At 59.9% G+C, this 11565-nt stretch carries 11 protein-coding genes; 7 read left to right on the forward strand and 4 right to left on the reverse strand.

Features of this window, described 5'->3' with window-relative positions; genetic code table 11:
- Position 1: 1 nt before the first annotated feature.
- Positions 2–997 (forward strand): type I pantothenate kinase, encoded by a 996-nt coding sequence (gene coaA, locus QD409_RS12045; RefSeq protein ID WP_430762801.1) that lies wholly within the window; start codon positions 2–4, stop codon positions 995–997.
- Here coaA and QD409_RS12050 read toward each other — a convergent pair.
- From QD409_RS12050 to QD409_RS12065, 4 genes are all read right to left on the reverse strand, one after another.
- Positions 939–2081 (reverse strand): glycosyltransferase family 87 protein, encoded by a 1143-nt coding sequence (locus QD409_RS12050; protein ID WP_430762802.1) that lies wholly within the window; start codon positions 2079–2081, stop codon positions 939–941. The two genes, coaA and QD409_RS12050, sit on opposite strands and share 59 nt — an antisense overlap.
- 155 nt (positions 2082–2236) lie before the next feature.
- Positions 2237–2845, reverse strand: coding sequence for an alpha-ketoglutarate-dependent dioxygenase AlkB family protein (locus QD409_RS12055; protein ID WP_092846548.1), 609 nt, complete (start codon positions 2843–2845; stop codon positions 2237–2239).
- Between the two features lie 301 nt (positions 2846–3146).
- Entirely contained in the window at positions 3147–3581 is a 435-nt protein-coding gene (gene arfB / locus QD409_RS12060) for an alternative ribosome rescue aminoacyl-tRNA hydrolase ArfB (RefSeq protein WP_092846546.1), read from the reverse strand.
- Between the two features lie 213 nt (positions 3582–3794).
- Positions 3795–5405: a phosphoenolpyruvate carboxykinase gene (locus tag QD409_RS12065; RefSeq protein WP_092846544.1), complete on the reverse strand. Its 1611-nt coding sequence runs from the start codon at positions 5403–5405 to the stop codon at positions 3795–3797.
- A 350-nt stretch (positions 5406–5755) separates the two neighbouring features.
- Here QD409_RS12065 and QD409_RS12070 point away from each other — a divergent pair, with 350 nt between their 5' ends.
- The 6 genes from QD409_RS12070 to ahcY all read left to right on the forward strand — a co-directional run bounded on the left by QD409_RS12070 (position 5756) and on the right by ahcY (position 11259).
- Entirely contained in the window at positions 5756–6490 is a 735-nt protein-coding gene (locus tag QD409_RS12070; protein WP_200863311.1) for a response regulator transcription factor, read from the forward strand.
- A gap of 84 nt (positions 6491–6574) precedes the next feature.
- Positions 6575–8368, forward strand: coding sequence for a stimulus-sensing domain-containing protein (locus QD409_RS12075; protein WP_430762896.1), 1794 nt, complete (start codon positions 6575–6577; stop codon positions 8366–8368).
- A gap of 8 nt (positions 8369–8376) precedes the next feature.
- Positions 8377–8829 (forward strand): HPr kinase/phosphorylase, encoded by a 453-nt coding sequence (locus tag QD409_RS12080; RefSeq protein WP_430762803.1) that lies wholly within the window; start codon positions 8377–8379, stop codon positions 8827–8829.
- Positions 8830–8981: 152 nt separating this feature from the next.
- Positions 8982–9383: a PTS sugar transporter subunit IIA gene (locus QD409_RS12085; protein WP_004127534.1), complete on the forward strand. Its 402-nt coding sequence runs from the start codon at positions 8982–8984 to the stop codon at positions 9381–9383.
- Between the two features lie 18 nt (positions 9384–9401).
- The gene (locus QD409_RS12090) at positions 9402–9677 is read left to right on the forward strand and encodes an HPr family phosphocarrier protein (RefSeq protein WP_004127532.1); all 276 of its coding nucleotides are present in this window, start codon (positions 9402–9404) and stop codon (positions 9675–9677) included.
- A 181-nt stretch (positions 9678–9858) separates the two neighbouring features.
- On the forward strand, positions 9859–11259 hold the full coding sequence (gene ahcY / locus QD409_RS12095; RefSeq protein ID WP_430762804.1) for an adenosylhomocysteinase: 1401 nt from the start codon (positions 9859–9861) through the stop codon (positions 11257–11259).
- The last annotated feature ends 306 nt before the right edge of the window (positions 11260–11565 follow it).

Here is an 11565-nt window from a genome sequence, read left to right on the forward strand (position 1 = left end):
AATGACGATAGCGACCAAGACCGAGCCAGCGCACGAGACACTCGATATTTTCCAGGCGAAAGCCTATTCGCCCTATTATTTCTTCTCCTCGGAAGAATGGGCGAAATTCCGGGCGGACACGCCGCTGACATTGACCGCCGACGAAGTGACGCGGCTGCGCTCGATGGGCGATCCGATCGATCTCAACGAGGTCCGCCGCATCTATCTGTCGCTGTCGCGCCTGCTGTCCTCGCATGTGGAATCCTCGCAAATTCTGTTCGAGCAGCGCAACCGCTTCCTCAGCCTCTCTGATGTCGCCAAGACGCCTTTCGTCATCGGCATTGCAGGCTCCGTCGCCGTCGGCAAATCCACCACGGCGCGTGTCCTGAAGGAATTGATGGGGCGCTGGCCGTCGAGCCCGAAGGTCGATCTGGTCACGACAGACGGCTTTCTCTATCCGAACGCCGAACTACAGCGCCGCAACCTGATGCAGCGCAAGGGCTTTCCGGAAAGCTACGACACGGCAGCGCTCTTGCGCTTTCTTTCGGCAATCAAGGCCGGTCAGCCGAATGTCCAGGCTCCCTCCTACTCTCACCTCGTCTACGACGTGCTGCCGACCGAGTTCAAGACGGTCGACCGTCCGGATATTCTCATCTTCGAAGGCATCAACGTGCTGCAATCGCGGCATCTGCCGGCTGACGGCAAGATCGTGCCGATGGTCTCGGACTTCTTCGATTTCTCGATCTATATCGATGCCGACGAGGATCTTATCCATAACTGGTACGTCGCCCGCTTCATGAAGTTGCGCGAAACCGCGTTCCGCGACCCCAACTCCTTCTTCCACCGCTACGCCTCGATCAGCGAGCAGGAAGCATTGGCGATCGCGGAAGGGCTCTGGAAGAATATCAACCTCAAGAACCTGCGCCAGAACATCCTGCCGACGCGCCCGCGCGCCGACCTCATCCTGCAGAAGGGCAAGAACCATCTGATCGAGCAGGTTGCATTGAGGAAGCTGTAGCTCGCGATTCTTCGGCCGTAGTCGCCATGTCCGCGCCTGGCGAGCGTCGATCACGCAGGATGCGGATGAGTACGCAGGCTGCAAGTGCGGCCAATACCACGGCGCCGAGCGGCGCGAGTTGCCTTGCGACCTGCTGATTGTAGAGCGGATAGAGCCAGGCAGCGCCAAGAGGAGCCAAAAGGCCGCGATAGTTGAAGAAGAAGTACGCGGCAGCGACATTCATCGGGATGGTGTCGTAAGAATAGCCGTAAGGCGTCGCGATAAGCGTCAGGAGTATCGTGAGGCAGACCTTGCTCCGATGCTCGATGACCGTACTGCTGCGCCAGAGCCACAGGGTCGTCGCGATGGCAACAACAGAAGCGACCACTTGGAGCGAGTAGGAAGGCGTAAGACCGAGTCCCAAGGATCGCGCCAGAATGAAGAATGTCGTGGCGTTGACCTGATAGCCATTCGAAAAGGGCGCCTCTAGGATTGATGTCATCAGCGGGCGTGTCTCGGTCCAAAACAGCAGCCACACATCGAAGCCAAACAGCAGTCCTGTGACGATCACCAGGAAGAGCGCGGTAACGCCTGCCGAAAGAAAGGCCCGGTAGTTCCCACTGGCAAGCAAGCAGAACGGCACCAAGACGCCCAATTGTGGTTTGACCGTCAACAGGCCGAACAGAATACCCGCGATGATTGGCCGGCTCGGAGCAAGCAGCAGCCCGGATAGCAGGAGCGCCGTCGTCAACGCCCCATTTTGCCCGAAGATGGCGTCGACCATCGCAGCGGGCGAAACGACGATGAGCACGCGCGCCCACCAAACCAGACCGAGCGGCTTCGTTGCCAGGAACAGCAGGAAAAGCGTACCCAATGTCCAGATGATATAGGCGATGAAAATCGGCAATCCGGCAAGGGGAACGCCAATCAGCAGCATGGAGGGCGGGTAGCTCCATTCCTGATTCTGCATCAAAGGCGACAGGAGCAGCCGAAGCTCCCGTCGATAAGCCTCGGCATCGAACAGATAGGCGACATTACCTTTCAGGGCCATCACCGCCCCGCCCCAGAGATTGGTGAAATCCCAATAGGGCAGACGATTGGTCATGACGGAGAATCCGTCGGGCGTTAAGACCCATAAGGATGTCAGGAAGTAGAGACCCCTTGCCAATCCGAGAGCAACGGCCAGGGCCGCAAAAATCAACTCCGGTCTCGTCCTCAGCCTTGTCACGATCGCCCCAATCGCATTCGTCTCCAATCTACTTATGGGGTTACCCGTCTTAAGGTCAGGTTTATCCGCCCGCCATTCTTCAGCAATGTCGATGTCGCGGGATAGATGCGGTCGACGCCGTGGAAGCTGAGCCTGCCCTCGCCGCCGAGGACGACGATATCGCCGCTGGAAAGCTTGAAAGATAGCGTACGATCATTGCGGTTGAGGCCGCCCACCCGAAACAGGCAGGTGTTGCCGAGCGAGATCGACAGCACGGGCGCGTTGAGATCCTGTTCATCTCGATCCTGATGCAGGCCCATGCGGGCATCGTCTGCATAGAAATTGACGAGGCAGGCCTGCGGCGGCTTTTCATAACCTGCTATATCATTCCAGAGATCGAGCATTTGCGGCGGCATAGCCGGCCAAGAACGATCTGTCACGGGATGAGTGGGTTGATACCGATAGCCGCGTTGCTTGTCCGTGACCCAGCCGAGCGGGCCGCAATTGGTCATGCGCACCGACATCTCTTTGCCGGTGCCCGGCATGACGGGCGTGAATAGCGGCGCGTCGGCCACGACAGCACGGATCGCCTCGATCAGCGTTTCCTGGGCGGGGCGATCGAGGTATCCGGGCAGGTGGCGGATTCCGTTTGGGAGCAGCATTTGGTGTCCTGTAGGTGTTGCCAATTAGGTGAATGCATCACCGCCTCGCCTTTGTGCATGGCCCCTCACCCCAACCCTCTCCCCGCAGGCGGGGCGAGGGAGTTTCTCGTACCTCAAGCTCGCTGCCGCACACTATCCACGGCAAGCGAGGGCGGTGCTGTGGCGCTCGGTCGTCCCTTCTCTCCGCACGGCGGGGAGAAGGCTAGGATGAGGGGCCGAGCACATAGCTGCCGCGAAATCGGACTCACCCGACAAGCTATTTTGAACCAACCAAACCCAGCATGCAGCCCGAAAAGCCGATCTAGTCGCCGCCGACCTTGCCGCGCATCTTCTTCACTTCGGAACGCCCGGACTTCTCCTTCAGCCTGCGTTCGACGGAGCCCTTAGTCGGCTTGGTCTTCTTGCGCGGCGGTGGCGGTGGGGCAGCCGCCTCGAGGATTAGCTCCTTCAGGCGCTCTCGCGCATCCTCGCGGTTGCGATCCTGGCTGCGGAAACGGCTGGCCTCGATCATCAGCACGCCATCCTTGGAGACGCGCCGCCCGGCAAGTCTGACCGCATTCGCCTTGACGCGGTCTGTCAGCGACGGCGAATTCTGGACATTGAAGAAAAGCTGGACAGCCGTCGCGACCTTGTTGACGTTCTGGCCACCGGGACCGCCCGCCAAAACGAACTGTTCCGCCAGCTCCCAGCCGGCAATGGTAATCCGGTCGTTGATGTAAAGCGCTTCGCTGGCCATGGTTTTCTCCGCGCCTGCCCTGGACAGCGAATATTCGGTCGAAGCCGCATCGCCGCTCTATCGGTCTACGCAATTCCAAGCGGAAAACCGCTGAACACTTTTCCTGAAATCGCTCTATTCCACATTGCACTGCGCTTGAAAACATCCGGTGAAACGAAAAACCCGGCGGATGGGCCGCCGGGTTTCACGTGAGTCATTGCTGTTGCGAAAAGTCTACTCCGCAGCGGCCGGCATTCCCGGCGCCGCATCGCGGACATTGCCGTCCACGTGACCTTCGAACTTGGCGAAGTTGGTGACGAACATCTGCACCAGCTTTTCGGCCTGCGCATCATAGGCATCGCCATCAGCCCAGGTGGAGCGCGGGTCGAGGATGGCGCTGTCGACGCCTTCGACCGCGACCGGAACCGCAAAGCCGAAATTCTGATCGATGCGGAACTCGACATTGTCGAGGTCGCCCTTGAGGGCAGCAGCGAGCAGCGCACGCGTCGCCTTGATCGGCATGCGGCTTCCCTTGCCATAGGCACCACCGGTCCAGCCGGTGTTGACCAGCCAGCAACGGGCGCCGTGACGAGCGATCAGCTCCTTGAGTAGATTGCCGTATTCGGCCGGATGGCGCGGCATGAAGGGAGCGCCGAAGCAGGTCGAGAACGTCGCTTCCGGCTCGACGACGCCCTTCTCGGTGCCGGCGACCTTGGCGGTGTAGCCGGACAGGAAGTGGTACATCGCCTGATCCGGCGTCAGCTTGGCGATCGGCGGCATGACGCCGAATGCGTCGGCCGTCAGCATGATGATCGTCTCCGGATGGCCGGTAATGCCGGATTCCGAAGCGTTCGGGATGAAATGCAGCGGATAGGCGCTGCGGGTGTTTTCTGTCAGCGAGCCGTCATCGAGATCCGGCTTGCCATGTTCGTCGAGCACGACATTTTCCAGCACGGTGCCGAAGCGGCGCGTGGTGGCGTAGATTTCCGGCTCGGCCTCGGCCGAAAGGCGGATGGTCTTGGCGTAGCAGCCGCCTTCGAAATTGAAGATGCCGTTCTCGCCCCAGCCATGCTCGTCGTCGCCGATGAGCGTGCGGGTCGGGTCTGCCGAGAGCGTCGTCTTGCCGGTGCCGGACAGGCCGAAGAAGATCGCGGCATCGCCTTCGGGACCGACATTGGCCGAGCAGTGCATCGGCATAACGCCGCGCTCCGGCAGCATGTAGTTCAGCGCCGTGAAGACCGATTTCTTCATCTCGCCGGCATAGGACGTGCCGCCGATCAGGACGATACCGTTGACGAAGTCGCAGGCGATCACCGTTTCCGTGCGGCAGCCATGACGCTCCGGATCGGCGCGGAAGCTCGGCAGATCGATGATCGTCAGCTGCGGCACGAAACTTTCGAGCGCCGAACGGTCGGGACGGATCAGCAGATTGCGGATGAACAGCGAGTGCCAGGCGAATTCGGTGATGACGCGCGTCGGCAAAGCATATTCGACGTCGGCGCCGCCGATCAGATCCTGCACGAACAGGTCCTTGCCGCGGGCATGCGCCAGCATGTCCTCATGCAGCAGCTCGAAATGCTCCGGCGACATCGGCTTGTTGTTGTCCCACCAGATCTGGTCTTCGGTGGTGGCGTTGCGCACCACGAACTTGTCCTTCGGGGAACGGCCGGTGTGCTGGCCGGTCAAAGCCCTGAGCGCGCCATCGGCGGTCAGATCGGCTTCATGACGACGAATCGCCTCCTCATAGAGATGGGCCTCCATGAGGTTATAGCGCACGCTGGCGGCGGCTCCCAGGCCAATCGATCCCAGTTCAGTCGCGGGATTACGGACGCCGAATTGCTCCATCACTTTTTCCTCTGCAAAGGCCTCAGCCGTTGTAATTGCCTAAAGCGTAGAGGTGTCTTTTTAAAAGCACAAGAGCGAAAAACAAAAAATCTTTAATGATATCAGATATTTAATCGATTTAAATAAATCTCGGCAATTTTAAATCGTTTGAATAAACCATGACGGGACGTTTCGTCACACAACCGCCGATCACGGATGTTTGGCCTTAGCAATCCTCCCCTTTATCTTTGCCACAATTTGTTCCACCTTTATCCCCATAAGCGCGCCAGGTTACCGCCGACCGAGCTGGCAGACCGCCTGGGCTGGATTCCAAATCCGGGAGACGCGCACTGATGACGGAGACGAATACCATGTTGACAATCGCGCTCGTTGACGACGACCGCAATATCCTGACTTCCGTATCGATTGCCTTGGAAGCAGAGGGATATAAGGTAGAGACTTACACGGACGGAGCCTCGGCGCTCGATGGCCTGCTTGCCCGGCCGCCGCAACTGGCGATCTTCGATATCAAGATGCCACGCATGGACGGCATGGAGCTGCTGCGCCGCCTGCGCCAGAAATCCGATCTGCCCGTGATCTTCCTGACGTCCAAGGACGAGGAAATCGACGAACTCTTCGGCTTGAAGATGGGCGCCGACGACTTCATCACCAAGCCCTTCTCTCAACGCCTGCTGGTCGAGCGCGTCAAGGCCGTGCTTCGCCGCGCTTCGGCCCGCGAGGCTGCGAATGCTGCCGGTGGCGGCAACGCGGTCGCAAAGCCGGGAGCAACGCAGCAAGCCCGCTCGCTCGAACGCGGCCAGCTCGTCATGGACCAGGAACGCCATACCTGCACCTGGAAGGGCGAGCCGGTAACGCTGACCGTTACCGAATTCCTTATCCTGCATTCGCTGGCGCAGCGCCCCGGCGTGGTCAAGAGCCGCGACGCCCTGATGGACGCTGCTTACGACGAGCAGGTCTATGTCGACGACCGCACGATCGACAGCCACATCAAGCGGTTGCGCAAGAAATTCAAGATGGTCGATCTCGAATTTGATATGATCGAGACCCTGTATGGCGTCGGCTACCGCTTCCGCGAAGCCGCATAAGAGTTAACTGGACCATACGGCAAACGATGAAATAAGAGCATGCGGACGGGATCGACGATCCCGTTCTTCGAAAGGGCCGTTGGCTTGGCACAGCTGGTGCAGGACAGAGATATAGACGACTCGGAAGGCCCGAGCGGCGCTCGAATCGCGCGCCGACGCTGGACCCATCCCTTCGTTCTGATCCGCCGCATCTTCGGCAATGCCGTATTTTCGAGCCTGACGCGCCGCATCCTGTTCTTCAATCTTGCGGCGCTGGTCGTCCTTGTCGGCGGCATTCTTTATCTCAACCAGTTTCGCGAAGGCCTGATCGACGCGCGGGTCGAAAGTCTGCTGACGCAAGGCGAAATCATCGCCGGCGCCGTTTCGGCTTCGGCTTCGGTCGATACGAACTCCATCACCATCGATCCGCAGAAACTGTTGGAGCTCCAGGCAGGCCAGAGCATTACGCCCGTTCCGAACGACGAGGATCTGGAATTCCCGATCGATCCGGAAAAGGTGGCGCCGGTGCTGACGCGGCTGATCTCGCCGACGCGCACCCGCGCCCGCATCTTCGATGCCGATGCGAACCTGCTGCTCGACAGCCGCCATCTTTATTCGCGTGGCCAGGTGCTGCGCTACGATCTGCCGCCGGTCGACGACGAGAAGCAGAGCTGGTCCGACTGGTTCAGCGGTCTGCTCAACAAGATGCTGCAGCCGGGCAACCTGCCTGTTTACAAGGAAGCGCCTGGCGGCGACGGCTCCATCTATCCGGAAGTCATGAATGCGCTGACGGGCGTGCGCGGCGCCGTGGTCCGCACCACGGAGAAGGGCGAGCTGATCGTTTCCGTCGCCGTGCCGGTCCAGCGCTTCCGCGCCGTGCTCGGTGTGTTGCTGCTATCGACCCAGGCCGGTGATATCGACAAGATCGTTCATGCCGAACGCCTGGCGATCATGCGCGTCTTCGGCGTCGCGACGCTGGTCAACGTCGTGTTGTCGCTGCTGCTGTCGTCCACCATCGCCAATCCGCTGCGCCGGCTCTCCGCCGCGGCCATTCGCGTGCGCCGCGGCGGGGCGAAGGAGCGCGAGGAAATTCCGGATTTCTCGGCCCGGCAAGACGAAATCGGCAACCTGTCGATCGCGCTGCGCGACATGACATCGGCGCTTTACGACCGCATCGACGCGATCGAAAGCTTCGCGGCCGACGTCAGCCACGAACTGAAGAACCCGCTGACATCGCTGCGCAGCGCCGTCGAAACGCTGCCGCTCGCCAAGAGCGACGATTCCAAGAAGCGGCTGATGGATGTGATCCAGCATGACGTTCGCCGCCTCGATCGCCTGATCAGCGACATCTCCGACGCATCGCGGCTCGACGCCGAACTCGCCCGTTCGGACGCGAGATCGCTCGATCTGGAAGTGCTGCTGCGCGACATGATCGACATTTCGCGGCAAGTGGGACACAGCAAGCGGGCCGTCGAGATCGAATATGTGATCGACCGTAAGCCGGCCAACAAGGCGAAGTTTGCGGTCGACGGCCACGACCTGCGCATCGGCCAGATCGTCACGAACCTCATCGAGAACGCCCGGTCTTTCGTTCCGAACGAGACCGGCAAGATCACGGTCAGGCTGACGCGCACGAGAACGCGCTGCGTCATCTATATCGAGGACAACGGTCCGGGCATCCAGGCCGAGAATATCGACCGCATCTTCGAGCGCTTCTACACCGACCGGCCGGAATCGGAAGGCTTCGGGCAGAATTCCGGCCTCGGTCTCTCCATCAGCCGGCAGATCGCCGAGGCACATGGCGGATCGCTGCGCGCTGAAAACATCGTCGACAGCGATGGCATGACGCTGCTCGGCGCGCGTTTCATCCTCTCGCTGCCCGCCAAGACGCAGGCATGAGCGCCCGCATGACCGGCGAAGCAACCAATATCCACGCCACGGCGATCATCATCGGCAAGACCGGGCTTTTATTTCTCGGCCCCTCGGGAAGCGGCAAATCCACCCTCGCCTTCTCTTGCCTTGCGGCTGCCAAGCCGCTCGGACTTGCAGCCATGCTGGTGGCCGACGACCGCGTGCTGATTGCAAAGCAGGACGGTTCGGTAACCGCCGAATGCCCGCCGACAATCGCTGGTCTGATGGAGATTCGCTATACCGGCATCGTTCGTATGCCTTACATTTCAAAGGCTGAGATGCACTTTGCCATCCGTCCGGTCGATCCGGCGACGGCCGAGAGATTGCCACCCGAAGACGAGCAGATCGACGTCACTGGCTCCATTCGGTTGCCCTTGATCCGCCTGTCCGCAACCTCCGCGAATCCACTCGCCATAATAACAGCGAAAATCGGCGCCAGACTGGATTAATTGGCCGACTTGGCCTCAACCGGCGCTCAAATCCTGTATTTTAAGCTTGCACTTCGTCTTTTCATCGCCAAGATGTCCCCCCACCGGTGGACGACATTGCTGCATTGCGATATTGGCCACCTGTTTGCGTATGCGATGGGAGCAGTAATATCATGATCGGACTTGTGCTTGTCACTCATGGCAAGCTGGCTGAAGAGTTTCGGCATGCCGTCGAGCATGTCGTTGGTCCGCAGAAGTTCATAGAGACGGTATGCATTGGTCCCGAAGACGACATGGACAAGCGGCGGCAGGACATCCTGCAGGCCGTCGCCGGCGCCGATGACGGACATGGCGTCATCATCCTCACCGACATGTTCGGCGGCACTCCCTCCAATCTCGCAATCTCCGTCATGAATAGCGGCCACACCGAGGTCATCGCCGGCGTCAATCTGCCGATGCTCATCAAGCTCGCCGGCGTGCGCGGCGACAACAACATGGAGAAAGCCCTGGTGGAGGCTTCAGAGGCCGGTCGCAAATACATCAACGTGGCCAGCCGCGTGCTCAGCGGCAAATGACGAGACAGCACCGCCCCCATGACTGAGCTTTCCCGTGAACTCCTGATCATCAACAAGCGGGGCCTCCATGCCCGCGCCTCCGCCAAATTCGTCCAGACCGTCGCAGCCTACGACGCCGCCATCACCGTTTCGAAGGACGGCACGACGGTCGGCGGCACTTCGATCATGGGCCTGATGATGCTGGCGGCCAGCCCCGGCTGCAGCGTCACGGTGACGGCAAGCGGCAATCAGGCTGCCGAAGCGCTCGAAGCGCTGGACCAGCTGGTGGCCAACAAGTTCGGCGAAGAAATCTAGGCGTTTCCCGCCAGCCGCCGCCTGGATATAAAGACATAAAGACTTCTTTATATCATTATTGATTTCCGCCCTGAAGCCTGCTACACGGCATCATCCACACGCTGTCAGCGTGCAATTCTTGTTGCATTCGGCCGAGGCGTTTGCCTTTGGCGCGATTGCATCGTTCAGGCTGGAGATCTTCATGAGCACTGAAAAGGACTACGTCGTCGCGGATATCGGCCTTGCCGACTTCGGCCGCAAGGAAATCACGATCGCCGAAACCGAGATGCCGGGCCTAATGGCTTGCCGCGCCGAATTCGGCGAAGCACAGCCGCTGAAGGGCGCGCGCATCACCGGATCGCTGCACATGACGATCCAGACCGCCGTTCTCATCGAGACGCTGGTCGCCCTCGGCGCTCAGGTGCGCTGGGCATCGTGCAACATCTTCTCGACGCAGGACCATGCCGCTGCCGCAATCGCCGCCTCCGGCGTTCCGGTCTTCGCTATCAAGGGTGAGAGCCTCGAAGATTACTGGACCTACACGGACAAGATCTTCCAGTGGACCGATGGTGGCGTTTCCAACATGATCCTCGACGACGGCGGCGACGCCACGATGTATATCCTGCTCGGCGCCCGCGCTGAAGCCGGTGAGGACGTGCTCTCCCATCCGCATTCGGAGGAAGAGGAAATCCTTTTCGCGCAGATCAAGAAGCGCCTCAAGGCTTCGCCGGGCTGGTTCACCAAGCAGCGCGACGCCATCAAGGGCGTGACCGAAGAAACCMCCACCGGCGTCAACCGCCTCTACCAGCTCAGCCAGAAGGGCCTGCTGCCCTTCCCGGCCATCAACGTCAACGATAGCGTCACCAAGTCGAAGTTCGACAACAAGTACGGCTGCAAGGAGTCGCTGGTTGACGGTATCCGCCGCGCCACCGACGTCATGATGGCCGGCAAGGTCGCCGTCGTCTGCGGTTACGGCGACGTCGGCAAGGGTTCCGCCGCTTCGCTTTCCGGCGCCGGCGCACGCGTCAAGGTCACGGAAGTCGACCCGATCTGCGCGCTCCAGGCTGCCATGGACGGTTATGAAGTCGTTCAGCTCGAAGACGTCGTCTCCAGCGCCGACATCTTCATCACCACGACCGGCAACAAGGACGTCATCCGCATCGACCATATGCGCGCGATGAAGGACATGGCGATCGTCGGCAATATCGGCCACTTCGACAACGAAATCCAGGTTGCCGCTCTGCGTAACCAGAAGTGGACGAACATCAAGCCGCAGGTCGACCTGGTCGAATTCTCCAAGGGCAACCGCATCATCCTGCTGTCGGAAGGCCGCCTGCTCAACCTCGGCAACGCCACCGGCCACCCGTCCTTCGTGATGTCGGCTTCCTTCACCAACCAGACGTTGGCGCAGATCGAGCTCTTCACCAAGCCCGGCCAGTACAAGAACGAAGTCTACGTTCTGCCGAAGCACCTCGACGAGAAGGTCGCTCGCCTGCATCTCGCCAAGCTCGGCGTGAAGTTGACGGAGCTTTCCGAAGAGCAGGCATCGTATATCGGCGTGACGCCACAGGGTCCGTTCAAGTCCGACCACTACAGATACTGATTGTAACGATAGTATCCACAACATCTTGTGGCCCTGGCATTGACAAATGCCGGGGCTTATTTTTTAGCCAGCTCCCTTCCCGCCGATTCCCTTAGGCAGTATTGTTTTTAGACTTGATTCGTGACGAACCGGGCCCGCCCGGAGCCATGAAAATGGGATGTCTTGTCAGGATGCGGCACATTAGAGCGGATGATTTTTGGTCTATTCGACCAGAGATCTGAATCAGCTCTAAATCAAAGAAGTAGAGCATAATGTCGTCCGAAAACCGCTTACACTTTTCGGCATCATGCTCTAAAGGACGGAGAC

This window comes from Rhizobium sp. BR 315 (genome assembly GCF_050577975.1).
GTDB classification, from domain to species: domain Bacteria; phylum Pseudomonadota; class Alphaproteobacteria; order Rhizobiales; family Rhizobiaceae; genus Rhizobium; species Rhizobium miluonense.

Excerpts from the sequence above, each read along its gene's own strand:
- coaA (WP_430762801.1), top strand. The coding sequence starts at position 2 with ATGACGATAGCGACCAAGACCGAGCCAGCGCACGAGACACTCGATATT.
- QD409_RS12050 (WP_430762802.1), bottom strand. The coding sequence starts at position 2,081 with ATGACCAATCGTCTGCCCTATTGGGATTTCACCAATCTCTGGGGCGGG.
- QD409_RS12055 (WP_092846548.1), bottom strand. The coding sequence starts at position 2,845 with ATGCTGCTCCCAAACGGAATCCGCCACCTGCCCGGATACCTCGATCGC.
- arfB (WP_092846546.1), bottom strand. The coding sequence starts at position 3,581 with ATGGCCAGCGAAGCGCTTTACATCAACGACCGGATTACCATTGCCGGC.
- QD409_RS12065 (WP_092846544.1), bottom strand. The coding sequence starts at position 5,405 with ATGGAGCAATTCGGCGTCCGTAATCCCGCGACTGAACTGGGATCGATT.
- QD409_RS12070 (WP_200863311.1), top strand. The coding sequence starts at position 5,756 with ATGTTGACAATCGCGCTCGTTGACGACGACCGCAATATCCTGACTTCC.
- QD409_RS12080 (WP_430762803.1), top strand. The coding sequence starts at position 8,377 with ATGACCGGCGAAGCAACCAATATCCACGCCACGGCGATCATCATCGGC.
- QD409_RS12085 (WP_004127534.1), top strand. The coding sequence starts at position 8,982 with ATGATCGGACTTGTGCTTGTCACTCATGGCAAGCTGGCTGAAGAGTTT.
- QD409_RS12090 (WP_004127532.1), top strand. The coding sequence starts at position 9,402 with ATGACTGAGCTTTCCCGTGAACTCCTGATCATCAACAAGCGGGGCCTC.